The following is a 26,608-nucleotide window of genomic DNA, read 5'->3' on the forward strand; positions in this document are numbered from 1 at the left end:
ACCTCTGCGGCCCCTACTGCCTTACTGCCTTACCGCATCACCGCCTGACCGCCCGACCACCTCACACGCCGAAGCGATCCACCAGCGGGGCCAGCACGCCGCGCAGACAGGTGGCCCAGAACTTGCCGGCCTCGGACAAGGGTCGGCTACCGTGCAAGATCATATGGCATTCAAAATGCACGGGTGCGGTCAGCGGACGGTAGCAAAGGCCGGCTGCCTCCCTCCCCACGGCGGTGGCCGGGTTGGCAATGCCGATCCCGTGCCCGTCCAGCGCCAGTTGGCACACGGTGCTGGAGTACGGGGTTTCGATGGCCACCTTCAGGCTTAGCCCCGCCTGCAACAACAGCGAATCCAGGCGCTTGCGCGAACCATCCTCCGCGTTCAGGGCAATCACGTCCGCATCCACAAGATGCGTGAAATCCACGCGTTCCAGGCGCGCAAGCGCATGGCTGGCGGGAAACACCGCCACGGCACGCAGGCTGGCCAGCCGGTGCCCCAACAGACCTTCGAGCTCTGATTCGTCAGCCACCACCGCCAGATCGAGTTCGCCCGACACCACCATGTCACGCAAGGTGTTGGAGTCTCGAATCTGCAGATACAGCGGCATGTCGGGATAGCGCGTGCGAAACCGCGAGATCGCGTCACTGACAAGAGTGCCGCCATACGCATGGATGCAACCAATGCGCAGGCGCGGCTGCGCGGCGCCCCGAATCGCACGGATTTTGCGTCCCAGGCTTTCCAGCCCCACGTTCAAGCGGCGGATTTCCTCGTACAACAAGGTGGCCTCGGGCGTGCGCTGCATCCGCTGACGCACGCGCTCGAACAGGCGTAGCTCAATGCTGGCTTCCAACGCGGCCAAGGTGGCGCTGACCGTCGCGGGCGACACATCCAGGCGCCGGGCGGCAGCGGTCACGCTTTCCGTTTCGTATACGGTGCGGAACGTCTCGACCTGTTTCAGTGTGAAGGTCATCGGCTGCGCGCAGCACGCTCAGACGCGCTGCAAGTCCATCAGGACGCGCCGGGTGGACAGCGGGCGGCCGGCAAGAATTTCGGCCAGGCGCTCGCGCAAATCGCGGCGCAGCGCGGGTTCAATGGTGGTGTCTTCGAAATCCGGGGCGGCTTCGTCCACGCCATAACCGGTTTCGCGCAGCAAGGTCCATTCAAAGCGGCGCAACGCCCCCGCGGCGCGCGTGCCGTTGGACAACTGCTGCAACGCCATGTCGTAGGCGTCGAACAGCAAGGGGTGGGCGTCTTCGCGAGGCAGCAGGCGCAACAAGAGTTCGTTCATGTACCAGGCGGACATCAGCGCGGTGCCGGTCAAGGGCCGGATGCCCGCGATTTCGGCGCGCGTCAGCGTCTTGACTTCGCCGTTGCCGGTCCAGGACAGCAGCAAGGGCTGAAAGGCCGACAACACGGGCCTCAGCACCGAGTAAGGGCGCTTGGCGCCCTTGGCGACCATGGCCACACAGCCATGATCGCGGGAAAAAGTCTGAACAATAAGGGAGGTCTCACGCCACGCGGTGGCGTGCAGCATAAAGCCCGGGCGATCCTGGACGCGAGGCGCCCGTCTACTCATAGCCCAAATCGCGGAGCGCACCCTCGCGGTCGGACCACCCCTTGCGCACCTTGATGTAGACCTCAAGGTGCACCGGCTTGTCCAGCAGCTTGGCGATGTCCTGCCGCGCCTCCGTGGCGATGCGCTTCATGTGCATGCCGCCCGTGCCCAAGAGTATGGGCTTGTGGCTGTCGCGCTCGACCACCACGCAGGCGTTGATGCTGGCGCCTTTGTCGGTCTCTTCCCATTGCTCGATGACGACGGTACAGCCGTAGGGCAGTTCGTCGCCGACCAGGCGGAAGATCTTTTCGCGCACCAGTTCGGCCGCAATGAAGCGCATGGGGCGGTCGGTCAGGGTGTCTTCTTCGAACATTGCCTCGCCTTCCGGCAAGCGCGTGGCAATTTCTTCCAGCAACTGATCCAGTTGCTGGTTCTTGGTGGCGCTGACGGGCACCACGGCGCCAAACGGATGCAGCGCCATGATCTTGGAAACGAAGGCAAACAGGTCGTCGCGGTTTTTCAGCGCGTCGATCTTCGAGACAACCAAGATGGTGCGTTCCGGGTTGGGCAAGAGCGGCAGCAACTTGGCGTCGCCCTCAGACCACTTGCCGGCCTCGACCACATGCACCACCACGTCGACGTCAGCCAGGGCCTGCGTCACCACGCGGTTCATCATGCGGTTCATGGCGCCACCATGGCGCGTCTGGAACCCGGGGGTATCAACGAAGACGAACTGCTCGTGTTCGCGCGTCAACACACCATGGATGCGGTGGCGCGTGGTCTGCGCCTTGCGCGACACGATGGAGATCTTGGAACCGATCAGGGCGTTGGTCAGCGTGGACTTGCCCACATTGGGGCGGCCAACAATGGCAACAAAGCCGGTACGAAAAGGGGTATCGCTCATTTAGTCTCTTGAGCCACTGCCACGGGCAGCGACAATTGCGCGGTTTTGCGCGCCTTGCCCGACTTGCGGGCAGCCTTGGTGGCCGGGCTGATGGCCAGCGCGGCTTCCAAGGCCAGCTTGGCCGCTGATTGCTCGGCGGCGCGGCGGCTGGCGCCAGGCGCCGTAACCTTGATCTCGAGCGCCGGGATGGCGCACTCGACTTCGAACTGCTGGCTGTGGGCCGCGCCATGCGTGGCCACCACCGTGTACAGCGGCAGCGCCAGCTTGCGGCCCTGCAGGAATTCCTGCAGCAAGGTCTTGGCGTCCTTGCCCAGCGTTTTGGGGTCAACCGACGCCAGCACCGGCTGGTACTGGCGCACGATCACGCGGCGCGCGGCCTCAAAGCCCGCGTCCAGAAAGACGGCGCCGAACAGCGCCTCGACCGTGTCGGCAAGAATGGATGGCCGGCGGAACCCGCCGCTTTTCAATTCACCTTCGCCCAGGCGCAGATACTGCGAGAGCTCCAGGCGCTGGGCGATATCCGCCAGCGAGGCCTGCTTGACCAGATTGGCCCGCAGCCGCGACAGATCGCCTTCGTCAATTTTCGAATAACGCTCGAACAGCATGGCCGCAACGACGAAGTTCAGCACGGAATCCCCAAGGAATTCCAAGCGCTCGTTGTGGCGCGCACCATGACTGCGATGCGTCAGTGCCTGTTCAAGCAAGGCTGGATCACCGAAGTGGTGATCCAGGCGGTTTTCTAGCGTGGCTAGCGACATAATCAGTTGAACCGGCCAATGCGGCTGAGATCGCTGAAATTCATCCAGATGAAGAACGCGCGTCCGACGATGTTGGCTTCAGGTACGAAGCCCCAGTACCGGCTGTCCGCGCTGTTGTCCCGATTATCACCCATGGCGAAATAACTGCCTTCGGGTACTTTGCAGCGTACCCCATTGCGGCTGTATTGGCAGTTTTCACGGTGAGGAAATTGCCACATGGGAGCGTAATCCTGCGGTTTTTTCTCATCTAGCAGGATTTGGTGCTCAACGTCGCCTAATTTCTCTTTATATTGCGCAATATACGAAACACGATCGGGTTCGAAGTAGTCTCCGGCGCGCACATGGGGCACCAGTTCGCCATTGACATACAGTTTTTTGTCCAGGTAGGCAATTTCGTCACCCGGCAAACCCACCACGCGCTTGATGTAGTCCACGTCCGGATCTACGGGATAGCGGAACACAAACACGTCGCCGCGCTTGGGTTCGCCAATATCAATCACCTTCTTGTCGATCACAGGCAGGCGCAGGCCATAGCTGAATTTGTTCACCAGGATCAGGTCGCCAGACTGCAGCGTGGGCAGCATCGAACCCGACGGAATCCGGAACGGCTCGACCACGAACGAACGCAGCATGAATACGAACAGAATGACGGGAAAAAAGCTGACCGCGTATTCGATCCACCACGGCACGCGCCGCGCCACGTCGCCGGCTTCGCGGCGCAGGCGTTCGGCTTCCTGCGCATCGCCGATCAGGGCCGCGTCGTACTGCGCCATTGCCGCTTGGGCCCGTGCTTCACGGCCACGCCGTAGCACCGCTAGATCAAGCACCCAGATAATGCCGGTCAAGACCAGCAGAACAAACAGGATCAGGGCAAAGTTCCAACTCATCAGCTAACCGCCTTCTTTTGGTTCTACTTGTCTTCCACTTGCAGGATGGCCAGGAACGCCTCCTGCGGAATCTCAACGCTACCCACCTGCTTCATGCGCTTCTTGCCGGCCTTCTGCTTTTCAAGCAGCTTTTTCTTGCGCGAGATGTCGCCGCCGTAGCACTTGGCCAGCACGTTCTTGCGCAACGCCTTCACGTTTTCGCGCGCGATGATTTCGGCGCCGATGGCGGCCTGGATGACCACGTCGAACATCTGGCGGGGAATCAGTCCACGCATGCGCGTGACCACGTCACGGGCGCGATGGCGCGCGTTGCTGCGGTGAACGATCACGGCCAGTGCATCGACCCGGTCGTTGTTGATGAGCAGGTCCACCCGCACCACGTCGGCCGAGCGATATTCCAGGAATTCGTAGTCCATCGAGGCGTAGCCGCGCGACACCGACTTCAGCTTGTCGAAGAAGTCGAGCACGATTTCGGCCAGCGGAATCTCGTACACCAGGTGCACCTGGCGGCCGTGATAGCTCATGTTGACCTGCGAACCGCGCTTGTTGTTGCACAGCGTCATCACCGGGCCGACATAGTCCTGCGGCATGAACAGCGTGACCTTCACGATGGGTTCGCGAATGTCCTGGATCTTGCCCACTTCGGGCATGCGCGACGGGCTTTCCACGGTAATCACGGAACCATCGCGCTGCTCGACTTCGTACACCACCGACGGCGCGGTGGTGATGATGTCCATGTCGAATTCACGCTCCAGGCGCTCTTGCACGATCTCCATGTGCAACAAGCCCAGGAAGCCGCAGCGGAAGCCAAAGCCCAGCGCCTGCGACACTTCGGGTTCGAACATCAGCGCGGCGTCGTTCAGCTTGAGCTTGTCGAGCGAATCGCGCAGTTGGTCATATTCAGAGCTTTCCACCGGATACAAACCGGCGAACACCTGCGGCTTCACTTCCTTGAAGCCGGGCAGCGCGGACGGCGCCGGCTTGTTGGCCAGCGTGACCGTGTCGCCAACCTTGGCGTCTTCCAACTGCTTGATGCCGGCGATGATGAAACCCACTTCGCCCGCGGACAGATGCGGACGCGGCTGCGACTTCGGCGTGAACACGCCGGTCTGCTCGCACAGGTGGGTGGCGCCGGAGGCCATCAGCAGAATCTTGTCCTTGGGCTTGAGGACACCATTCACGATGCGCACCAGCATGACCACGCCCACGTAGTTATCGAACCACGAGTCGATGATCAGGGCTTGCAGCGGCGCCTCGGGATCGCCCTTGGGCGCCGGCACACGCGCAACGATGGTTTCCAGGATTTCGTCGATGCCCATGCCCGTCTTGGCGCTGGCCAACACCGCTTCAGATGCATCGATGCCGATCACATCTTCCACTTCCTGGCGCGCGCCTTCGGGATCTGCCTGCGGCAGGTCCATCTTGTTCAGCACGGGCACCACTTCCACGCCCAGTTCAATAGCGGTGTAGCAGTTGGCGACGGTCTGCGCTTCCACACCCTGCGAGGCGTCCACCACCAGCAGGGCGCCCTCGCACGCCGACAGCGAACGGCTGACTTCGTAGGAAAAGTCCACGTGCCCCGGGGTGTCGATCAGGTTCAGGTTGTAGACCTTGCCGTCATTCGCCTTGTACTGCAGGGCGGCGGTCTGGGCCTTGATGGTAATACCGCGCTCGCGTTCGATTTCCATGGAATCGAGCACCTGCGCCGACATTTCGCGAGCCGCCAATCCGCCGCAGCGCTGGATCAAGCGATCGGCCAAGGTCGATTTGCCATGATCGATGTGGGCAATGATGGAGAAGTTGCGAATATGCTGCATGCTTGAAATTATAAGGGACGGAACACTCGGCACCAGGCCGGAAGACACCGCCGCCGGAGAAGGCACGGCTGACGAGAGAGGGGCATCGGCGGGCAAAACCCGGAATCCCGGGACAAGCCCGAAACCGAAACCCGGGCAAAACGAGGGGGCGCCAAGCGCCCCCTCTTGCGGCAACCAGCCATTTTAGCTGGTCTTGGGCATTTTTTTTCTGCCGCGGCCCGCAGCCAGGCAAAAAGGGCGCCCCACCGGGGCCACCCGCCCTACTTCAATGCAGGCACCGCAACCCATTGCGTCTGGTCGCCTCGGCGAACCAGCAGACCCACGGCGCGGCTCTTGTCCAGCTTGGCCACGAGCTCGCCGAACTGCTTGGCGCCGGTCACGTCGGTGTCGTTCAAAGCCAACACAATGTCGCCTTCCTGCAGGCCGGCCTTGCTGGCTGCGCCTTCGGCCACCTTCACCTGGACACCGCCCTTGATACGCAGCTTCTTCTGCATGTCGCCCGGCACGTCCACCACGCCCAGACCCAGCGCATTGGTGACTTCCGGCTCGGGGGCAACCTTCTTGCCTGCCGAAGCCGCCTTTTCAGTCGGGATCTCGCCCACCTTGACTGACAGCGTCAGGCTCTTGCCCTTGCGCCACACTTGCATGTCGGCGCGCGTGCCGGGCTTGGTTTCACCCACGATGCGCGGCAGGTCGGACCAGCGCTTGATGGCTTCATTGTTGAACTTCAGGATCACGTCGCCCGGCTGCACGCCCGCCTGTTCGGCGGGGCCGTCGACTTCAACGCTGCTGACCAGCGCGCCTTCAGCCTTGGGCAGCCCAATGGCTTCAGCCACGTCCTTGCCCACTTCGCCAATCTGCACGCCGACCCGTCCGCGCGTCACCTTGCCGGTGGTACGCAACTGGTCCACCACGCGCATCGCTTCGTCGATCGGGATGGCCAGGGAAATACCCATGAAACCGCCGCTGCGCGAAATGATCTGGGAATTGATACCCACGACCTCGCCATCCAGGTTGATCAAGGGCCCGCCCGAGTTGCCCGGATTGACGGCAACGTCCGTCTGGATGAACGGCAGGTACTCGCCGGTATCGCGGCCTATCGCGCTGACAATGCCCGAGGTCACGGTGGAGTCCAAACCGAACGGAGAGCCGATCGCCAGCACCCACTGGCCTTTCTTCAGCTTTTTGGGGTCGCCAATGACAAGAGGCACCATGTCCTTGGCTTCAATCTTGATCAACGCCACGTCGGTGCGTTCATCGGTGCCGATGACCTTGGCCTTGAATTCACGGCCGTCGGTCAAGGTGACGTAAATATCCGTTGCATCCACCACGACGTGATTGTTGGTCAGGATATAGCCGTCGTCGGACACGAAAAAGCCCGATCCCACGCCGCGCGGTACCGTGCGCTCTTCAGGCTGGGGGCGCGGGCGTGGCGTCGGCACTTGCCCGCCGCCGGGCGGCTGGATGTCGGGGCCAAAGAACCAACGAAACAGCTCATAGGGATCGCTGCCGCCGCCGGGACCCGGCCCGCGCACCGGCACAGTGGCCGTCGTGCGGATGTTCACTACAGCCGGGTCGGCCTTTTCGACAATGCCCGTGAAGTCGGGCAACGCCACCGTGGGTGTCTGCGCCACCGAAGCGGGCACGTAGGCGGCGGACATAAGTACCCCTGCCGTCACGGCCACCAGAAAGCGCCGGAAAAAAGCGTTCGACACCGTCATTGCTTTCATAAATTACTCCGAAGTTGCTGCTTGCTGCCTGTGGCTTGGGCGTCAATCACTTGGACCCGGCGGCCGGCACGTATTCTGTCGCTTCCGCCAATTGTTCCAGCGTCTCCACGGGTACCTCGCCCATGGCCGTCAGCCAGAAATCAGCAATGCGCGTGCCGTACACCGTGATGGCCCCGCGCTGCGCGGCGCCCAGCGGAGGATGATGCCCCCGCTCGCTGTCATAAGGCTCAATGAAAACCGAAATGGCCGCCAAGCCGTCGGACAGCACCATCTGGCTGACCGCGCCGGCGCGTCCCATCGACCGTGACACCTGCATGATCACCTTGAAACCCTTGGGTGCGGGAATGCGCCAGCCCTGGGCTGCCAGGTCCACCGGCGTCATGGAAGATTCCAGCACTTTCCAGTCGCGCGTGCTCCACCGCGAACTCAGTTGTTGCGGATCAACTTCCGAACCCATGCGAACCGACGTGAAAGACACTTGCTCGACCACGCCTCGGGCCGCATTCAAGGTCTGCGCCTTAAGCAGCAGATTGGTTTCAACGTCGGCGCAAAGGCGGTAGCCATAGCGCAGCTTGTCCAGCGGCTCGATCGTGATCAAGCGGCATTCGCGACCCGCCACCCGATGCAGCTTGGACTCGGTGCGAATTTTGTAGTGCTCGGCAAGATTGGCCGGATCGCCCAGCAACAAGCCGGGAAAACGATCACCCCGCCGACGTTCGATCAGAACGGTCTTACGTTCGGGGATCAGACACTGCACATCATCGTTGTGACGCAGGTATTCACGCGGCTGGCCGTCGAGGATTTCCAGGCGCTCGCGCTCGCCGGTGCCGTCCAAAACGTGCACCAGTCGCGAGGACTGAATCATTTCGCCCTGCTGATACATGAAGACGCCCGCGTAGTCCTGCTTGCGCGCGGCCTGCTGGATGCGCGTCAACAGTTGGACGACGTCGTCCGAGGCCGGGGCGGCGGTGTCGGACGCGCGTGCCGGCTCATGGGCAGACAGGAAAGCGGTCAGAAGCGTAGCGGCAAACCATCCCGCGCGGTGCGCGTTCCAGGAAGCTGCGCGCGGCCAACGTGTGGGTAACGCCAGCGCCATCAACGTCCGGCTCCGGCTTCGAACGAGACTTGCCGCACCGCGCTGGGACCCGCCATCTGGCGATGGGCCTCGAGATAGTCGCGCAGGCCGGCGTCATCGGCGGCGGAGACAGCAGTGGGCGTGCCACTGGCGTCGGCCAGGACACGAACTTCCGTGGCCGGCGTGCCGCTCAGGTAGGGTTGCGCCACCCAGGCAACCGTGGCCACGGCCGCCGCTACGGCCAGGCCTGAAAGCCCGACCCGCAGCGGCGAACGGCGCCGCGGCGCCGCCACGATAGGCAGCTCCGCATCAAGCGCACGGGCCAGTCGCGACTGGAATGCAGCGCTAGGCGTCAATGCCAGATCGGCATTACGTAGAGAATCACCGATCAAATGATAGGTGTCCCAGGTCTGACGTCCTTCCTTGGACAACAGACTGGAAAGAATATCGTCGGAATCTTCTCCGTCCATCCAGGCGGAAACCGATTCCTCCCAGGAGGCCTCGGCGATCTCAACGGACTTGGCTGCTGTTTGCATGACTGCCACTCCTTACCAGCGACGCTCGGCATCGGTGCCTAGCAATGGACGCAATTTGGTCGCAATGGCCTCACGCGCACGAAAAATGCGGGAGCGCACCGTACCAATGGGGCAATCCATGCTCTGGGCGATGTCTTCGTAACTCATACCTTCGATTTCACGCAGGACAATTGCGGTGCGCAACTCTTCGGGCAATTCCTCGATGGCCGCGTTCACCGTTTCGGCGATTTCGCGGCTGGCAACCATGGATTCCGGCGTGCTTATGTCGGTTAGGTTGTCGGTTTCGTTAAAAGTTTCACCGTCTTCCGTTTCTATCGCATTGGGCGCACTGGGACGACGGCCTTGTGAGGCCAGCCAGTTGCGCGCCGTATTGATGGCGATCCGGTACAACCAGGTGTAGAAGGCGCTATCCCCCCGAAATTGGGGCAAGGCCCGATACGCCTTGATGAATGCTTCCTGAGCTACGTCCTCGATCTCCGAGGGGTCGCGGATCATCCGGGCCAACAGGCGCAGGATCTTGCGCTGGTACTTGAGCACCAGAAGATCGAAGGCCTTCTTGTCGCCTCGTTGAACGCGCGCGACCAACTCAGCGTCGACTTCGCGCTCGCTCATGACGTCTCCCGGCTACGTGCCGCTGGACGAGCGTGCCGCGCCGTGCCCGTCAGCAGGCAAAGGCGCCGCCAGGACTCGGGGTGCAACGTCCGCTGCCAGACGGTCAGGGTGATTGTGCTATTTGTAAAGACGGTACTCCCGGTGGGCAAGGGCTGCAAAATAAGCGTAAGCCAGCGAGGGCCGCGTTGGCGATCCAACAACCGCGCGTCTTGCCAGCCTTGTGGCTGGTGAACCTGCCAGCGCCCTGCCCCAGCCGTCGTGCGCAACGCCGATACTGGGGACGGTCCGCTCCGTGCAGAGTGTAACAGCCAGGCCGGGATGGACAGCAGCGCAATCGCTACTGCCACGGCCACCGCCACCGTGCCATGCCAGGACGACGCCATCAAGACGCAGCCGGCCGCGACAACAACGGCCAAGCAACACAGCACAGGGACGCCGGTCGGCCGCCCGATGGGCACACGAAACGACCAGCGCCCTGCGTCGGAGCCTTCCAAATCAGACCCGGCGAACGGCCATCGAGCCGTTGGTGCCGCCGAAGCCGAACGAGTTGGAAAGGCCGACTTCAATCTTCATCTGCCGCGCTTCGTTCGCGCAGTAGTCGAGATCGCATTCCGGATCTTGATTGAAGATGTTGATGGTGGGAGGCGAAACCTGGTTGTACACGGCCAAGGTCGTGAACACCGCCTCGATGCCGCCAGCCGCACCGAGCAAGTGCCCGGTCATGGACTTGGTCGAATTGACCACCAGCTTCTTGGCGTGATCGCCGAAAGCCAGCTTCAGCGCGTCGGTTTCGTTCTTGTCGCCCAAGGGGGTGGACGTGCCGTGCGCGTTGACATACTGGATGTCGTCCGCGTTCAGGCCGCCGTTGCGCAGCGCGTTGATAACGCCTCGGCGCGGGCCGTCCTTGTCCGGAGCCGTGATGTGATGCGCGTCCGAGCTCATGCCGTAACCGGCCAGTTCGCCATAGATGCGCGCGCCGCGCTTCTTGGCGTGCTCGTACTCTTCCAGCACCAGAACGCCGGCGCCTTCGCCCAGGACGAAGCCGTCGCGGTCACGATCCCAGGGACGCGAAGCCGTCTGAGGATCATCGTTGCGAGTCGACAAGGCGCGCATGGCGGCAAAACCGCCGATACCCAGCGGCGACACGGTCGATTCCGCACCACCAGCGACCATGACGTCCGCGTCACCGTATTCGATCAGGCGCGCGGCGTCGCCGATGCAATGCAGGCCGGTCGTGCAGGCCGAAACAACGGCGTAGCTGGGGCCCTTCATGCCATAGGCAATGGACAAATGACCGGAGATCAGGTTAATCAGCGAACCCGGCACGAAGAACGGAGAAATCCGTCGCGGCCCCTTGGCCATGTATTCGACCTGGGTTTCTTCAATGCGCGGCAAACCGCCGATGCCGGAGCCCACGATCACGCCAATGCGCTCGGCATTGGCGTCGGTGACTTCCAGGCCGCTGTCACGCCATGCCTGCATCCCGGCGGCCAGGCCGTAATGGATGAAGGTATCCATCTGGCGGGCTTCTTTGCTCGAGATATAGGTGCTGATGTCGAAGTCTTTGACTTCGCCAGCAATGTGCGTGGTGATGGCCGAGGGATCGAAACGGGTGATGCGGCTGATGCCAGAACGTCCGTTGACGATATTGTCCCAAGCGGTGGTCAGGTCGTTTCCAACGGGAGAAACGATACCCAGGCCGGTGATGACGACACGTCGCTTCACGGATGACTCCTCAAACAGACAAAAGAAAGGCGGTTTTCGGGATGCGCTGCACGTGTGGCCCACGCGAAAGCGGGTCGGGCTTTACGACGCCCTTCCCCACGCGTACCACACGGCAAATTCCTGAAACCGCCCCGTTTCCCGGCTGGCCCCGAAAGTAGGGCAACCGGAAGGATATAAAGTCGAGCTTACTGCTTACCGTGCGAATTGATGTAGTCAATCGCTTGTTGCACGGTAGTGATCTTTTCGGCCTCTTCGTCGGGGATCTCGGTCTCGAATTCGTCTTCGAGCGCCATGACCAGTTCGACCATGTCGAGCGAATCGGCACCGAGGTCGTCAAGGAAGGAGGATTCGTTCTTGATCTCGGCTTCGTTGACGCCAAGTTGTTCAGCGACGATCTTCTTGACGCGCTGTTCGATGCTTTCCATGCAGATCTCCAATTGGGAAAAATCCCGCGAATTATAGCCAAGCGTAGAGGAAAGCAACGCCTGGCCGTGACAAAAATAACACCGCGCACTTGTTCTGTCGCCCGTTGGGGGCACAGGAATACCGGTATGCGGCGTTTCCGGTTGAACTGCGTGCTACCCAAGCCGGTTGCCCGACGAAGGCGCGGCGGCCTGGGCCGCCTGGCGCGCAATTCGTGATTTATTGCATGTACATCCCGCCGTTGACGTGCAGGGTGGTGCCGGTAATGTAACCCGCTTGCGGCCCGGACAAAAAGGCCACCGCATGGGCGATGTCTTCGGGCGAACCCAGACGACCCAGCGGAATCTGTTGCAGCAGCGCCGTGGTCTGGCTTTCGGCCAGCGCGCGCGTCATGTCCGTGTCGATGAAGCCGGGCGCGACGCAGTTCACGGTGATGTTGCGGCTACCCAACTCACGGGCCAGCGCACGTGACATGCCCGACACACCCGCTTTCGCGGCGGCGTAGTTGGCCTGGCCCGCGTTGCCGCTGGAACCGACCACCGAGGTCACGTTGATGATGCGGCCCCAACGGGCCTTCATCATGCTGCGCATCACGGCGCGCGACAGGCGGAATACGGAAGTCAGATTCGTGTCCAGCACCGCGGACCAATCATCGTCTTTCATGCGCATCGCGAGCGTATCGCGCGTGATGCCGGCATTGTTGACCAGGATGTGCGGGCCGCCGCCATCCTTGGCCAGCGCGTCGATCAAGGCGTCGCAAGCTTCGGCGTCGGTCACGTTGAGCACCACGCCACGGCCACCAAACGGCGCCAGGGCTTCGGTAATGGCGGCTGCGCCGGATTCCGTGGTGGCGGTGCCGACCACGGTAGCGCCGCGCGCGGCCAATTCCTGGGCGATGGCGCGGCCGATGCCCCGGGTGGCGCCGGTCACCAGCGCGATCTTGCCTTGCAGTTCGATCGAATTGTCCATGTCTTCAATTTCCGTTAACGACGGCCAACGCGGCTTCAAGTGAAGCGGGGTCGGTAATGGCCAGGCCAGTAAGTTCGGGATCAATGCGCTTGGTCAAGCCGGCCAGCACCTTGCCGGGACCGCATTCGATAACGTGCGTGACGCCTTGCGCCTTCATGGCGCGCAGGGTTTCAACCCAGCGCACAGGATGCCATGCCTGACGCACCAGCGCATCCCGGATTGCCTCGGGTTCCGAGGGGGAAGCCACGTCAACGTTGTTGATGACCTGGATTTGCGGCGCCAAGACCGTTGCGTTCGCCAGCGCGGCAGCCAGCACATCGGCGGCAGGCTTGAGCAGACTGGAGTGGAACGGCGCCGACACAGGCAGCAGCAATGCGCGCTTGGCGCCCGCGGCCTTGGCCAGGTCGCACGCACGTTCGACGGCGGCTTTGTGGCCGGCGATCACGACCTGCGCGGGCGCATTGAAGTTCACGGCTTCGACGACTTCGCCTTGAGCGGCGGCGGCACATGCGGCGCGCACGGCATCGTCGTCCAGGCCCAGAATGGCGGCCATGGCGCCCGTGCCGACCGGCACGGCGGCCTGCATGGCGTCAGCGCGCACGCGCACCAGGCGCACAGCGTCTTCAAGCATGAGCGAGCCGGCCGCGGTCAACGCGGCATACTCACCCAGGCTATGACCAGCCACGACGTCGGGCTTGCGGCCACCAGCGGCCGTCCAGGCAGCATAGAACGCCACGCCGGCCGTCAACATGGCCGGCTGCGTGTTCGTGGTCAGGTTCAGTTGTTCGGCCGGACCTTGCGCGATCAGGGCACCCAGGTCCTGACCCAGAGCCTCGGAGGCACGCGCCACGGCGTCCGTAACAGCAGCAACGCCCGACCAGGCATCCAGCATGCCGACAGCCTGCGACCCTTGGCCGGGAAAGACAAAAGCAATTTTCATGATTAACCGGTTGGATTGATTCAGTGTCTGTGTGGAATGTCGGGCGCCCGTTCGGCGGCAGCGCTCGTCGCGCCACCCGCCAGGACGCGCGCTTACATGCGGGCCAGTACCGAGCCCCAGGTGAATCCGCCACCCACGCCTTGCATCAGGATGAGCTGCCCCGGCTTGACGCGGCCATCGCGGCGCGCGGCATCCAGCGCCAGCGGCACGCTGGCCGCCGAGGTGTTGGCGTGACTATCAACAGTGATGACGACTTTGTCGACCGGCACGGCCAGTTTGCGTGCCAGGAAATTCAGGATGCGTACGTTGGCCTGGTGAGGAATCAGCCAGTCGACATCCGCGAGCTCAACACCGGCTTCCGCGCACGTGTCGCGCGCCGAACGGTCCAGCACGGTGACGGCCTGCTTGAAGACGGCCTGGCCATCCATGCGCAGGAACGGGTCGCCCGTGACGTCGCCGTAGGCCACGTTACCCGCGGCGCTCAGGATCTTCATCTGGCTGCCGTCGGCATGCAGCTGCGCGGCCATGATGCCCGGCTCGTCGGATGCTTTCAGCACCACGGCGCCCGCACCATCGCCGAACAGCACGCAGGTGCTGCGGTCGTTCCAGTCCAGGATGCGCGAGAACACTTCAGCGCCGATCACCAGCGCGCAACGGGCGCGACCGGCGCGAATGAAGCTGTCGGCCGTGGTCAACGCATACACAAAGCCGCTGCACACGGCCTGCACGTCGAACGCCGCCGAGCCCTTGGCGCCCAGATTGGCCTGCACCAGGCAAGCGGTGCTGGGAAAGACGAAGTCGGGGGTGGAGGTAGCGACGATGATCAGGTCGACATCGGACGCTTCAACGCCCGCGTCGGCCAGCGCACGGCGCGACGCCTCGGTGGCAAGCTGGCTGGTCGTGACGCCGCGCTCGGCAAGGTGGCGCTGACGGATGCCCGTGCGCTCAACGATCCATTCATCGGACGTGGCGATATCGCGCGTCGCCAGTTCCGCTGCCAGTTCGTCATTCGAAACCACGCGTTCCGGCAAGAAGCTGCCGGTGCCCGCGATTGCGGAATATTTCATTGCGGTATCCATCAAGCGGTGTCCCCAGCCACGTTCGCGGGAGGCGTTGCGGCGCCCTCTTCCGACTGAACGCGCTTGGTAATCTGAGCGACCGTCTGAGCGGTGCGCTCCAGCAGTTTACTCACTACGGCTTCACGGGCGCGCTGCAACGCAAAACCGTAGGCGTAGACATCCGCGGAACCGTGGCTCTTGATGACCACGCCGCGCAGGCCCAACAACGCGGCGCCGTTATAGCGGCGGTTGTCGACACGGTTGCGCAAACGGTTCAGCACGGGTTTGGCAATAGCCCCGGCCAGCAACGTGAAAATATTGCGTTTGAACTCTTCGTGAATGATGCTGGACAGCATCTTCGCCAGCCCTTCGACGGACTTGAGCACGACGTTGCCGACAAAGCCATCGCAGACGACGACGTCGACCGTACCCTTGAAGATGTCGTTGCCTTCCACGTTGCCGTAGAAATTCAAGGGGCTGCCGCGCAGAAGCTCGGCGGCTTCCTTGACGACTTCATTGCCCTTGATGACTTCTTCGCCGATGTTGAGCAAGCCCACGGTGGGGTTCTCACGATGGTCCACCGCCTGCGACAGCGCGGCGCCCATGATGGCGAATTGCAGAAGGTGCTCGGCCGTGCAGTCCACATTCGCGCCCAGGTCCAGCACCGTGGTGGCGCGACCCGTCTGATTCGGAATGGACGTGGCGATCGCGGGGCGGTCGATGCCGTCCAGCGTCTTGAGCACATAGCGTGAAATGGCCATCCACGCACCCGTATTGCCCGCGGAAACGCAGGCGTCGGCGCGCCCGTCCTTGACGGACTGGGCGGCCAGGCGCATGGAGGAGTCTTTTTTGCGGCGCAGGGCGACCTCGACCGGGTCGTCCATGGTGACGACTTCAGAAGCCGCCACGATTTCCATACGATCGCGCGCAACGTCGCGGTGCTCCGAGAGCGCCGCTTCGATCGCGTCGGGAAGCCCGACCAGCAACAGCCGGGTATCCGGAAATTGCCGGGCGAACTCGATCGCAGCCGGAATCGTGACGGGCAGACCGAAGTCTCCGCCCATACAGTCTATGGCGATGCGTATCACGGGTGCCAGGTATCAGCGCTCAGCCGAATTGGTCCGAGTACGAGTTCGGCCCGGGGGCCTTATTCGTCGGCCTTGGTCTTCAGGACCTTGCGGCCACGATAGAAGCCGTTGGGGCTGATGTGGTGGCGCAGGTGCGTTTCACCGGTGTTCGGCTCGATGGCGGTCGACGGAGCAACCAGAAAATCGTGCGAACGGTGCATACCGCGCTTGGAGGGGGACTTCTTGTTTTGTTGAACGGCCATGATGACTCCTAGAAACGGGGCGCATTGTACGCGATGCGGCCCGATGTTGATCTCAATCTTTGTGCTTCAGTTGTTCCAGCACCGCAAACGGCGACGGACGCTTGACAGCGGGTTCTTCAGGAACTTCGCTGACGTTGGCCTGCGCGCCCGGGCATACTTCATGCTTGGGCACATACGGAACGCTCAGAATGAGCTCATCTTCGATCTGGGCCAGCAGATCAAAATGATGCGACCCCACCACCTTCTCAGGTTGGTTGGACACAAAACCATTTCCTTCTTCGTCTTCGTCTTCGCTGCCGGCATAACCGTCGGTGACATCACCGTTGGTAAAACCATCATCAAGATCGGATTCAGACTTAACCAGCTGCAAGAGGACTTCGCTATCGATCGGGTATACGAACGGCGCATTGCACCGCTGGCACACCAGCACCGGATTCGCTTGCACATGAACATGCAGAAGCGGCCGGCCAAGCAACAGCCCCGACTTACCCACCTCACCGCGCACGGACCACGTCACAAGCCCGGCCTCGCCCAGCGGTTGTTCGGGTAACCCTTCAACCGCGCGCGTAAACCGCACAAGAGGTATGGTGCCTTGCGCTTCCTTGCCACTATGGGCAAATGCGAATGCATCGATGCGCTTGATGATCAATCCTTTGCATTCACGGGACTTCGGCTTTCAGCATTTGCTTTGGCTTTTTCAGCTCCGGCTTTCAGCCTTCCACTTTCAGCAGCCGCTGCAAAAATCCCGCAAAACGTTAGATAATACTGCGACTTACGCTTAACCGTCAAATACCGCATGCTCTCAAAGCCTAGCCTGATCCTCGCGTCCAGCTCGCGTTACCGCAAAGAATTGCTGTCGCGCCTGCGTCTGCCCTTTACCGCCATTTCCCCCGATGTAGACGAAACGCCACAGCCTGGGGAAACGCCCGAAGCGCTGGCGTTGCGGCTATCAATTGCCAAGGCCATGGCGGTCGCGGCCAAGCACCCGGGCAGCATCGTCATCGGGTCGGATCAGGTGGCCACCGTTGACGGCCAGCCTATCGGCAAACCGGGGGATTTTCCCCACGCTCAAGCGCAATTACGCGCGCTGTCGGGGCAAACGGTGGCATTTCACAGCGCGCTGGCGGTCACGGATGGCCAGCGCGTGGAAAAAGCGGACATCGTTACGCTCTGCCGTTTCCGCCAATTGCCGGACGCCGCCATCGACGCCTACCTGCGCGCCGAGGAACCTTACGATACCGCAGGCAGCGCCAAGGCGGAAAGCCTGGGCATCGCCCTGATGGAAAGCATCCAGAGCGATGACCCGACCGCCATTATCGGGCTGCCGTTGATCGCGCTGACGCGCATGCTGGCGCAGTTCGGGCTGGACCCGCTTAACGCACCGGGCGCGTCGACATGAACGGCGCCCTGCACCTGATTCCCGTCAGCCTGGGCGACGCCCCACCCGAACGCTGGCTGCCGGCCGACGTGCGCGCCCTGGCCGGGCGGCTGGACACCTACATCGCCGAAAATGCCAAGACCGCGCGCGCCTTTCTCAAACAGGTCGGCACCACGCGCCCGCTGCAGGAAATCACCATACACACCCTGACCGACAAAATCGACGCCGGCCAGATCGACGCCTGGTTGGCGCCGGTGAAGAAAGGGGCGGAGATCGGCCTGGTATCCGAGGCCGGCTGCCCGGCCGTCGCCGACCCGGGCGCCAAAGTCGTCGACGCCGCCCATCGCCTGGGAATACCGGTCAAACCCTGGGTCGGCCCCTCGTCCATCCTGCTTGGCCTCATGGCCAGCGGCCTGGACGGGCAGCGCTTCGCCTTCCATGGTTACGCCCCGGTGGATGCCGCCGAGCGCGCCAAGCAACTGAAGGCCTGGGAGCAGCATTCCGCCATGCACAACCAGACTCAGTTGCTGATCGAAACGCCCTACCGCAACGCGGCCATGTTCGCTACGCTGCTGTCCAGCCTGAAAGGCGACACCAAGCTGTGCGTGGCGCGCTCCGTTACCACTGCGGACGAATGGGTGGTAACGCACACCATCGCCGACTGGAAAAAACTGCCGGCGCCCCAACTGGACAAACTCCCCACGCTGTTCCTCTACCTGGCCCGCTGATCGATGCTACGCCTTATTACCACCCTGCTGGCCACGGCAGTGCTGGCTGGCTGCGCCTCGCGCGGCCCCGCCGGGCTGGATCTGGACACCTCTATCACCGCCGTCAGCCAAGCAAGCCGCGTGCGCAGCATCATCCTGCACTACACCAGCGTTGGCGACGCCACATCCATCAAGCTGCTGTCGCGCGGCAAGGTCAGCTCGCACTACCTGATTGCCGACTCAGGCCGCACCTACCGCCTTGTGGACGAAAATCGTGCCGCATGGCATGCGGGCGCCAGTTCCTGGTACGGCAACATCGCCATGAACAGCACGTCGATCGGCATCGAAATCGTCAACCCGGGCCGGACCGAAGGCCCTGACGGCAAGCCGGTCTGGCATGCCTACAACGAACGCCAACTGCGCGCGCTGACCATTCTGCTGCGCGACCTTATCCAACGCCATGGCATCGCCCCCGAGAACGTGGTGGGCCATAGCGACATCGCGCCGCAACGCAAAGTGGACCCCGGACCGCTATTCCCCTGGAAGGCGCTAGCCGAAGCGGGCATCGGACGCTGGTACGACGAAACCGGGGCAGCCGAGCATCTGGCGCGCCTGCAGGCTGTAGGCGTCCCCGATGTGGCCTGGTTTCAGAAGCAATTGCAACGCCTGGGCTATGCCTGCCCGCAGGACGGCGTGCTGGATCGGGCCACCATCAACACACTGGCGGCGTTCCAGATGCATTACCGGCCCGCTGTGCACGACGGCCAGCCAGACGCGGAAACCGCCGCCATCATGCTGGCGATGCTGTAACTGTGCAGCCGTATCAGTAGCCGGACCTATCGCTGGCGTTGGCTACGTTAGCCCCTGCGCCGCCACCAAGCCACAATCCGCCAGCCCAGCAGCAAAGCCAGCACTGCCGCATACAAGATGGGTTCGGTGAAATCGTTCTTGCCGGCCTTGTGCCACCAAAAGTGCAGCACCGCAAGCAAGCCGATGGCGTAGACGGCGCGGTGCAACTGCTGCCAGCGCTTGCCAAGCCGGCGCATGGCCCACTGCGTGGACGTGGCCGCCAGCGCCGTCATCAGCACAAAGGCGGCAAACCCCACGGTAATAAAGGGCCGCTCGCCAATATCCTGCAACATCGAGGCGGGATCCAGACCGCGGTCCCACCACACCCAGGCCATGAAATGCATGGCGCCGTAAAAGAAGGCAAACAGACCGCACATGCGCCGCACGCGCACCAGCGCGGGCTGCCCGGTCAGGCGGCGCAACGGCGTGATGGACAACGTGACCAGCAGACAGACAAGCGTCCAGGTGCCGGACGAGCGGGTCAGGAACTCAACCGGGTTCGCGGTCAGCCCGTCGTTGAAACCCAGCCACAGCCACCGCGCGAACGGCAACAAGCCCAGCAGAAACAACAGCGGCTTGAAGCGCCCCACGGTCTTTGCGGAAAGCTGCGCCTTGCGGGGAGACGCGGACACGGACTGGGTCGAGGCCTCGGACATGGCGCGGTCAATAATTCGCTTTCAGGTCCATGCCCTGATAAAGGGAGGCCACCTGCTCGCCATAGCCATTGAACATCAGGGTTTTGCGCTTGGGCGTGAACAGCCCGCCCTCACCAATGCGGCGCTCGGTTGCCTGGCTCCAGCGGGGATGCGGCACATTGGGGTTCACATTGGCGTAAAAGCCATATTCCTGCGGCGCCGCCTTGACCCAGGACGACACCGGCATTTTTTCCACCAAGCGGATCTTCACCAGGGACTTGGCCGATTTGAAGCCGTACTTCCATGGCACGGCCAGCCGCAAGGGCGCGCCGTTCTGGTTGGGCAAGACCTTGCCATACAGGCCGAACACCAGCATGGCCAGCGGGTTCATGGCCTCATCGATGCGCAGCGCTTCCACATACGGCCAGTCCAGGACGCCGGCGCGCACGCCAGGCATGTTCTCGCGCTGCACCGCTGTCACGAATTCCACATATTTGGCGTTGCCCGTGGGTTCGACCTGCTTGAGCAGTTCCGACACCGAATAACCCACCCAGGGGATCACCATGGACCAGCCTTCGACGCAACGCAGGCGATAGACGCGGTCTTCCATCGGCGCCAGCTTGAGCAGTTCTTCGATGGTGAACGTACGCGGCTTGCCGACCTCACCCTCGACGCTAACGCTCCAGGGCCGGGTCTGCAATTTGCCAGCCTTGGCGGCAGGATCGCCTTTATCGAGCCCGAATTCGTAGTAGTTGTTGTAGGAGGTGATGTCATCCAGCGAGGTTTGCTTATCCATCACGCTGAGAGCGGCGTTCGACTTGCCGACCAAGGCCCCGGCGTCCTGCGCGAAGGCGCTACGAGAGGCCCAGCCGGACAGGCCCACGGCAGCCGCCGTCATTCCGGCGCGCAGCATCAATTCGCGGCGCGAACGCCAAACCGCCTCATCGGTGATTTCGGACGGAAGAATATCGTCGGGCTTGCGTATCAACATCGTGGTCTCCGGTTTGGCACAGTCCAGCCATGGCAGCACCCTGCGCAACACATAGACGTTGCGCCGCCCCATGATATTCCGCGGCGGCACGCCAGCGGCTGGGCATATTCAGATTGACCCGTGGCGCTGACAGACGTTCCCGGCCCGCCTTCAGGCCATCCACCCTGGCCATACGCCAATCAGGCGCTTGCCGACACGCGGGGCAATAGCCAATCGCGCACGAGCGGCACACTATCCAGCACGGCCTGGGGCGCGCAACCCTCAAGCTCCTTTACGGTGTGGGCGCCATATGTCACCCCGAGCCCATGCACCCCCGCATTGACCGCCATCTGCAGGTCGTGCGAAGTGTCGCCCACCATCACCACACGGTCAGGCTCCACGTCCAGTTCCTGCATCAGCTCATGCAACATGGCGGGGTGCGGCTTGCTGAAGGTTTCATCGGCCGTGCGGGTGGCGTCAAACAGGGGCCCCAGACCGGTCGCGGCCAGGGCGCGGGTCAGGCCAACCCGACTTTTGCCGGTCGCCACGGCCAGGCGCACATTCTGGCCGGCCAGTTCGGTCAGCAGCTCAGGAATGCCGTCGAACAGGCGTAGTTCGGGATCGCGCAGCAGATAGTGCGTGCGATAGCGTTCCAGGAAGCGCGGCATCATGGCCTGTGTCAGTTCCGGCACGGCGCGACGCAATGCGCTTTCCAGGGACAGACCAATCACCCAGCTTGCCTCGGACGTCGAGGGCACCGCCAGTTCCAGGTCGCGGCAGGCGCCTTGGATGGCGGCCACGATGCTGTGCGTGGAGTCCATCAGGGTGCCATCCCAATCAAAAACAACCAGCGAATACGACGACATAATCAGACCGACTCCAGTTGTTTCAGTAATTTTTGGCAGGCAGGGGGCAGCTCGGCCGTCAGCGTCATCGGCTCGCCCGTGACCGGATGGGCCAAGGTCAATTGATGCGCGTGCAGGAACATCCGACCAAACCCCATCCGCGAGAATTCAGCGCGCACGTCGTCATGGCCGTATTTATCGTCGCCCACGATGGGAAAGCCGCTGGCCGCCAAGTGCACCCGAATTTGATGGGTACGACCCGTGCGCAGTTCCGCGTCGACCAGACTGTAACGGCCGAAACGCTGTTTGAGCGTGATGATGGTGTGCGCGGTCTGGCCATCGGGGTCCACCTTGACGCGGCGCTCGCCGGACTGCGTCGTCCATTTGGACAAGCCCAGCTTGATGTGCTGACGGTCGTTCACCCAGTCGCCTTCGACCAGGGCCAGGTAATGCTTGTCGCCCTTGCCTTCACGCAGCATGGCGTGCAGGGCCAGCAAGGCGCTGCGCTTCTTGGCCACCATGAGCAGCCCGGACGTTTCCCGGTCCAGGCGATGCACCAGTTCAAGAAACTTGGCGTCCGGCCGCGCCGCGCGCAGTTGTTCGATGACGCCGAAAGACACGCCGCTGCCGCCATGCACCGCGACACCGGCCGGCTTGTCCACGACCAGCAGCGCATCGTCTTCGAACACGATCGGAAATTCCGCGCCCGGCACGGGGCGGGGCTTGCCCGGATCAGGCAAATGCAAGGGCGGAATGCGGACGATGTCGCCTTCGACGATGCGGTAGTCGACCGAGATACGTCCCTTGTTTACGCGCACTTCGCCGCCACGGATGGCTTTATAGATATGCGTTTTGGGAACGCCCTTGCACAAGCGCATCAGGAAGTTGTCCAGACGCTGGCCGGCGTGTTCGCCATCGACCTCCACCATACGGACGGCGGGGGCGGCTTTAGAGGGGGATATGGGGGAGGAAGTTTCTTTGCGCATTGCGGAAAGCGACATATAATCGGGACAGCCTTAAGGGGCTGAACTAGCCGCCTGGCGTAGAGATGCAAACAAGTACGCAACTCCGTCGAGCGCGCGGGCCGCCATTGTACTGCCTGCTGATTCAACCCCTGGGTCTCTTGGTCGCCGGCGCAACCGCGCCCTGCCGGATAGTGGTGTGGCATTCACTTTGCCCGCTGTCCCAGCAGGTCCGTTGCATGCCGCAAGCGGCTCTGAAGCACTGCAAGAATCGTCGCATATTTAAAGCACCAGCTGCGTGTAGGCAACCAATCCGACCGCAACTGCCGTTCACAGCAATTTTTCCGTCAAACCACATTCAGTGAAGCTGACCCTCCTGCTGACAGAACCCCGTGCCCCACGGCACGACGTGCCCGCCTGACCCGCGGCGGATACGCCTGGGCGCCGCCCAGGTACGGTCCGCATTTCTTGCCCGCTTCAGCCGCAGCCCGAGTGACCCGAGGTCACGCGCCGATATCGGCGCGTCATGACAACGGAGAAACCCTCTCATGAAGCGCATGCTGTTCAATGCGACGCATCAGGAAGAATTACGCGTCGCTATCGTTGATGGGCAAAAACTCATCGACCTCGACATCGAGACTGCCGGCCGCGAACAACGCAAAGGCAACATCTACAAAGGTGTCATTACCCGGATCGAACCCGGCCTGGAAGCTTGCTTCGTCAACTACGGTGAAGACCGTCACGGCTTTCTGCCCTTCAAGGAAGTGGCTCGCAGCTTCTTCAAGGAAGGCGTCGACGTCCGTAGCGCCCGCATCCAGGATGCGCTGCGCGAAGGCCAGGAACTGATCGTTCAGGTCGAAAAGGAAGAGCGCGGCAACAAGGGCGCAGCCCTGACCACGTTCATCTCGCTGGCTGGCCGCTACCTGGTTCTGATGCCCAACAACCCCCGTGGCGGTGGCGTTTCGCGCCGCGTTGAGGGTGAAGACCGCCAGGAACTGCGCGACACCATGGAGCAGCTTGATCTGCCCCAGGGTATGAGCATCATTGCTCGCACCGCCGGCATCGGCCGCAACGTCGAAGAGCTCCAGTGGGACTTGTCCTACCTGTTGCAGCTGTGGACCGCCATTGACGGCGCTGCCCGCGACAACTCCGCGCCGATCCTCATCTATCTGGAATCCAGCCTGGTCATCCGGGCCATCCGCGATTATTTCTCGCCCGAAATCGGCGAGATCCTGATCGATACCGACGAGATCGCCGACCAGGCCACCGCCTTCATGAGCGTGGTGATGCCGGACAATGTCCAGCGCGTCAAACGCTACCGTGACGACATCCCGCTGTTCTCGCGCTTCCAGATCGAACACCAGATTGAAACGGCGTATTCGCGCACGGTGCAACTGCCCTCGGGCGGCGCCATCGTGATCGACCACACCGAAGCGCTGGTTTCCGTCGACGTGAACTCCGCGCGCTCCACGCGCGGCGCCGACATCGAGGAAACCGCACTGCGCACCAACTCCGAAGCGGCCGACGAAGTGGCCCGCCAGTTGCGCTTGCGCGACTTGGGCGGCCTGATCGTCATCGACTTCATCGACATGGAAGACAGCAAGAACCAGCGCGCCGTTGAACAGCGCCTGCGTGATGCCCTTCATTTCGACCGCGCCCGCGTGCAAATGGGCAAGATTTCGCGCTTTGGCCTGATGGAACTGTCGCGCCAGCGCCTGCGCCCCGCCCTGAACGAAGGCTCGCACATCACTTGCCCGCGTTGCAACGGCACGGGCGTGATCCGCGATGCCGAATCCAGCGCCCTGCACGTGTTGCGCCTGCTGCAAGAAGAAGCGATGAAGGAAAACACCGCGGCGGTCCACGCCCAGGTGCCGGTGGATGTCGCCACCTACCTTCTGAACGAAAAGCGCGCCGACATCACCAAGATGGAAGCCCGCCTGAAGGTCAACCTGATGCTGATCCCGAACAAGCATCTGGAAACACCGCACCATCACATCGAGCGCCTGCGCCACGATGATCCGCGACTGGAAGAGCTGAAGACCAGCTTCGAACTGGTTGAAGCGCCCGCCACGGATGCCCCCTGGCAGCCGCGCGAAAGCGAGATCAAGGCTCGCCCGGAAGCGCTGGTCAAGGGCATTACGCCCTCGCAACCCGCCCCGGTTTCCACGCCCGCCGCTCCTGCCGCCGCCCCCGCCGCTCCGGCCGCCACCGGTGGCCTGGGAAGCTTGTTCAAGCGCCTGGTCGGCTGGCTGACCGGTGGCTCCGAAGCCGCCAAGCCGGCCCCCGCCACCACGGAAGACAGCGCCAAGCGCACCGCCTCCGGCCGCGGCAAGGGCCGCACTGGCCATGACGGCCAGGAACGCCGTGGCGAACGCCATGGTTCGGACCGCAACCGCAACAACCGCCGTGGCGAATCGCGTGGCGAAGGCGCGGAAGCCAGCGAAGGCGGCCGTCACCACTCTCGCGGCAACCGTCGCGGTGAAGGCGAGCGCGGCGAACGTGGCGATCGCGGTAACCGCAACGAAGCCCGTGGCGACCGCGACGGCCAGGTAGCGCAAGCCGCCCTGGCGTCCAACCGCCCCGACCAGGCTGACCAGGCCAATGGCGACGACGCCGGCGCTGGCCGTAACCGCCGCCGTGGCCGTGGCCGCAACCGCCGTGAAGAGGGGCAGTCCGACGCGCCGATGAGCGAACAGGAAAGCATGGTAGCCGCGCTGGCGCAGTCCGTCGCGACCGCCCTACCCGACACCAAGCCCGCCGCCAACGCCTCGACCGACGCCGCTGACACCGCAGAGCAAACCGCTGACGGCATCCCCATGGCCGAAGGTGCCGAAGGTGCAGCCGACCCGGAACGCAAGCGCCGCCGCCGCCGTAGCCGTCGTGGCCGCCGCAGCCAGGACGAAGCAGGCCTGGCCGGTAGCGACGAGCAACAGGACGAAGGCTCGGATGATGAATCCGCCGACCAAGCCGACAATGCCGCGGTTCCCGCAGTGACGACGGCCCCGGTAGCCTCCGCTCCGGCTGCCACGATCGAAGCCGCCCCTGTCGCCACGGCGCCGACGCAAGCCGTCGAAACCAAGGTGACGGAAGCCCAGGTCGTTGAAGCCCAGCCGGTTGAAACGGCCAAGGTTGAAGCACGGGTTGACGCTCCCGTTGCTGCCCCCGCAGGGACTCAGGTTGCGGCTCCGGTCACAACTCCGGTTGAACCCCCGGCCCAAACCCCGGCTGAAGCCACCGTTGATACCGCTGCTGCAGCCCCGGTTGAAACGTCGGCAACGACACCTGTCACCAGCGCAGCGGAAACGCCCGCCGAAGCCGTCAAGGCCGAGCCGGAGCAAGCCGCCGTCGAACCGGTGACGCTGCCTGTGCAAACGGCTCCTCAAGTGACCCAACCGGTCGCCGTGGAAGCCGCTGCTCCGGTTCAAGCCCCCGCCGAGCAGCCGGTGCAAGCCGCCGCGGTTGAACCCGTTGTGGCGGCACCCGCGCCAGCCGCCGATGCCCAACCCATCGTGATGCCCGCAACGGCGCCGTCGGCCAAGGCTCAAGCCCTGCACGACGTGGTCAACGCCGCCGGTCTGAAATGGGTGGAAACCGATCCGGACCGTCACGCCCAAACCCAGTTGCGCATCGCCGCGGCACACACGCCTACCCGTCTGGGCCGTGAACGCAAGCCGGTTGCAGCCGTATCGACTGAACCGCTGGTTCAAGTCGAAACGCGCCACTAAGCCGCAACCCCAAAAAAACCGCCCGCATAAAAGCGGGCGGTTTTTTTTTGCCTGTCGCAGCCCTGCCGACAAACGGTCGATATAAATGCGGGATGTAAGCCGCAAGGCCAAGGCCGCTAGACGAAAAAAAACCCTCGGCGATGAACTGACCCCCGAAAGTTGGACTTTGATCCATCCTTCGGGGGTTTTTTGCATGGCAAAGTACGACGAGCAGTTCA

Annotated in this window: 26 protein-coding genes; 4 read left to right on the top strand and 22 right to left on the bottom strand. The window is 63.0% G+C overall.

Going from position 1 to position 26,608, the window contains the following annotated elements:
* Window positions 1-61 precede the first annotated feature (61 nt).
* The 18 genes from WBR68_RS05470 to WBR68_RS05555 all read right to left on the bottom strand — a co-directional run bounded on the left by WBR68_RS05470 (window position 62) and on the right by WBR68_RS05555 (window position 16,968).
* Complete coding sequence (locus WBR68_RS05470) at window positions 62-970, bottom strand: LysR family transcriptional regulator (RefSeq protein WP_230693673.1); 909 nt, start codon at window positions 968-970, stop codon at window positions 62-64.
* Between the two features lie 18 nt (window positions 971-988).
* A complete protein-coding gene (gene recO, locus WBR68_RS05475) occupies window positions 989-1,576 on the bottom strand; it encodes a DNA repair protein RecO (protein WP_050447641.1) in 588 nt (195 codons plus the stop codon).
* Complete coding sequence (era, locus tag WBR68_RS05480; RefSeq protein ID WP_050447640.1) at window positions 1,569-2,459, bottom strand: GTPase Era; 891 nt, start codon at window positions 2,457-2,459, stop codon at window positions 1,569-1,571. The genes recO and era overlap by 8 nt, the downstream gene beginning before the upstream one ends.
* Window positions 2,456-3,217 (bottom strand): ribonuclease III, encoded by a 762-nt coding sequence (gene rnc, locus WBR68_RS05485; protein ID WP_046802607.1) that lies wholly within the window; start codon window positions 3,215-3,217, stop codon window positions 2,456-2,458. Before rnc ends, era begins: the two co-directional genes overlap by 4 nt.
* A 2-nt stretch (window positions 3,218-3,219) precedes the next feature.
* Window positions 3,220-4,104: a signal peptidase I gene (lepB, locus tag WBR68_RS05490; protein ID WP_050447639.1), complete on the bottom strand. Its 885-nt coding sequence runs from the start codon at window positions 4,102-4,104 to the stop codon at window positions 3,220-3,222.
* Between the two features lie 23 nt (window positions 4,105-4,127).
* On the bottom strand, window positions 4,128-5,921 hold the full coding sequence (gene lepA / locus WBR68_RS05495) for a translation elongation factor 4 (RefSeq protein ID WP_127183745.1): 1,794 nt from the start codon (window positions 5,919-5,921) through the stop codon (window positions 4,128-4,130).
* A 260-nt stretch (window positions 5,922-6,181) separates the two neighbouring features.
* On the bottom strand, window positions 6,182-7,651 hold the full coding sequence (locus WBR68_RS05500) for a DegQ family serine endoprotease (protein ID WP_050447637.1): 1,470 nt from the start codon (window positions 7,649-7,651) through the stop codon (window positions 6,182-6,184).
* A gap of 46 nt (window positions 7,652-7,697) precedes the next feature.
* Window positions 7,698-8,747, bottom strand: a complete 1,050-nt coding sequence (locus tag WBR68_RS05505; protein ID WP_050447636.1) for a MucB/RseB C-terminal domain-containing protein — start codon at window positions 8,745-8,747, stop codon at window positions 7,698-7,700.
* Window positions 8,747-9,262 carry a sigma-E factor negative regulatory protein gene (locus WBR68_RS05510; RefSeq protein WP_050447635.1) on the bottom strand — a complete coding sequence of 172 codons (516 nt, stop codon included), beginning with the start codon at window positions 9,260-9,262 and terminating at the stop codon, window positions 8,747-8,749. Before WBR68_RS05510 ends, WBR68_RS05505 begins: the two co-directional genes overlap by 1 nt.
* A 12-nt stretch (window positions 9,263-9,274) precedes the next feature.
* Window positions 9,275-9,874, bottom strand: a complete 600-nt coding sequence (gene rpoE, locus WBR68_RS05515) for an RNA polymerase sigma factor RpoE (RefSeq protein ID WP_006218045.1) — start codon at window positions 9,872-9,874, stop codon at window positions 9,275-9,277.
* A 495-nt stretch (window positions 9,875-10,369) separates the two neighbouring features.
* Window positions 10,370-11,599, bottom strand: a complete 1,230-nt coding sequence (gene fabF / locus WBR68_RS05520) for a beta-ketoacyl-ACP synthase II (protein ID WP_050447634.1) — start codon at window positions 11,597-11,599, stop codon at window positions 10,370-10,372.
* Window positions 11,600-11,784: 185 nt separating this feature from the next.
* Window positions 11,785-12,024, bottom strand: coding sequence for an acyl carrier protein (gene acpP, locus WBR68_RS05525; protein ID WP_003813816.1), 240 nt, complete (start codon window positions 12,022-12,024; stop codon window positions 11,785-11,787).
* A gap of 217 nt (window positions 12,025-12,241) precedes the next feature.
* On the bottom strand, window positions 12,242-12,991 hold the full coding sequence (gene fabG, locus WBR68_RS05530) for a 3-oxoacyl-ACP reductase FabG (protein WP_127183742.1): 750 nt from the start codon (window positions 12,989-12,991) through the stop codon (window positions 12,242-12,244).
* 4 nt (window positions 12,992-12,995) lie between these two features.
* Window positions 12,996-13,931: an ACP S-malonyltransferase gene (fabD, locus tag WBR68_RS05535; RefSeq protein ID WP_050447632.1), complete on the bottom strand. Its 936-nt coding sequence runs from the start codon at window positions 13,929-13,931 to the stop codon at window positions 12,996-12,998.
* A gap of 92 nt (window positions 13,932-14,023) precedes the next feature.
* Complete coding sequence (locus WBR68_RS05540; protein WP_050447631.1) at window positions 14,024-15,010, bottom strand: beta-ketoacyl-ACP synthase III; 987 nt, start codon at window positions 15,008-15,010, stop codon at window positions 14,024-14,026.
* Window positions 15,010-16,077 (bottom strand): phosphate acyltransferase PlsX, encoded by a 1,068-nt coding sequence (gene plsX, locus WBR68_RS05545; protein WP_050447630.1) that lies wholly within the window; start codon window positions 16,075-16,077, stop codon window positions 15,010-15,012. Before plsX ends, WBR68_RS05540 begins: the two co-directional genes overlap by 1 nt.
* Window positions 16,078-16,136: 59 nt before the next feature.
* Window positions 16,137-16,319: a 50S ribosomal protein L32 gene (gene rpmF / locus WBR68_RS05550; RefSeq protein ID WP_006218037.1), complete on the bottom strand. Its 183-nt coding sequence runs from the start codon at window positions 16,317-16,319 to the stop codon at window positions 16,137-16,139.
* A 52-nt stretch (window positions 16,320-16,371) separates the two neighbouring features.
* Complete coding sequence (locus WBR68_RS05555) at window positions 16,372-16,968, bottom strand: YceD family protein (RefSeq protein ID WP_127183740.1); 597 nt, start codon at window positions 16,966-16,968, stop codon at window positions 16,372-16,374.
* A 147-nt stretch (window positions 16,969-17,115) separates the two neighbouring features.
* On the opposite strand from WBR68_RS05555, the gene WBR68_RS05560 reads away from it, so the two are divergent.
* Genes WBR68_RS05560 through WBR68_RS05570 form a run of 3 tightly spaced genes read left to right on the top strand, consistent with a single transcriptional unit; the run spans window position 17,116 to window position 19,214 of the window.
* A complete protein-coding gene (locus WBR68_RS05560) occupies window positions 17,116-17,718 on the top strand; it encodes a Maf-like protein (RefSeq protein ID WP_050447628.1) in 603 nt (200 codons plus the stop codon).
* Window positions 17,715-18,425, top strand: a complete 711-nt coding sequence (locus WBR68_RS05565) for an SAM-dependent methyltransferase (protein ID WP_230693674.1) — start codon at window positions 17,715-17,717, stop codon at window positions 18,423-18,425. Before WBR68_RS05560 ends, WBR68_RS05565 begins: the two co-directional genes overlap by 4 nt.
* A gap of 3 nt (window positions 18,426-18,428) precedes the next feature.
* Window positions 18,429-19,214: an N-acetylmuramoyl-L-alanine amidase gene (locus tag WBR68_RS05570; protein WP_127183739.1), complete on the top strand. Its 786-nt coding sequence runs from the start codon at window positions 18,429-18,431 to the stop codon at window positions 19,212-19,214.
* Window positions 19,215-19,261: 47 nt separating this feature from the next.
* Here WBR68_RS05570 and msrQ read toward each other — a convergent pair whose 3' ends face one another.
* The 4 genes from msrQ to WBR68_RS05590 form a co-directional block, all read right to left on the bottom strand.
* Entirely contained in the window at window positions 19,262-19,909 is a 648-nt protein-coding gene (gene msrQ, locus WBR68_RS05575) for a protein-methionine-sulfoxide reductase heme-binding subunit MsrQ (RefSeq protein ID WP_050447625.1), read from the bottom strand.
* 7 nt (window positions 19,910-19,916) lie between these two features.
* The gene (gene msrP, locus WBR68_RS05580) at window positions 19,917-20,879 is read right to left on the bottom strand and encodes a protein-methionine-sulfoxide reductase catalytic subunit MsrP (protein WP_050447692.1); all 963 of its coding nucleotides are present in this window, start codon (window positions 20,877-20,879) and stop codon (window positions 19,917-19,919) included.
* Between the two features lie 179 nt (window positions 20,880-21,058).
* A complete protein-coding gene (locus tag WBR68_RS05585) occupies window positions 21,059-21,724 on the bottom strand; it encodes an HAD family hydrolase (protein ID WP_050447624.1) in 666 nt (221 codons plus the stop codon).
* A 2-nt stretch (window positions 21,725-21,726) separates the two neighbouring features.
* Complete coding sequence (locus WBR68_RS05590) at window positions 21,727-22,689, bottom strand: RluA family pseudouridine synthase (protein ID WP_230693675.1); 963 nt, start codon at window positions 22,687-22,689, stop codon at window positions 21,727-21,729.
* A gap of 524 nt (window positions 22,690-23,213) precedes the next feature.
* On the opposite strand from WBR68_RS05590, the gene WBR68_RS05595 reads away from it, so the two are divergent.
* A complete protein-coding gene (locus tag WBR68_RS05595) occupies window positions 23,214-26,390 on the top strand; it encodes an Rne/Rng family ribonuclease (protein WP_230693676.1) in 3,177 nt (1,058 codons plus the stop codon).
* Window positions 26,391-26,608 lie beyond the last annotated feature (218 nt).

This window comes from Achromobacter sp. JD-1 (assembly GCF_038594925.1).
GTDB classification, from domain to species: domain Bacteria; phylum Pseudomonadota; class Gammaproteobacteria; order Burkholderiales; family Burkholderiaceae_B; genus Achromobacter; species Achromobacter spanius_C.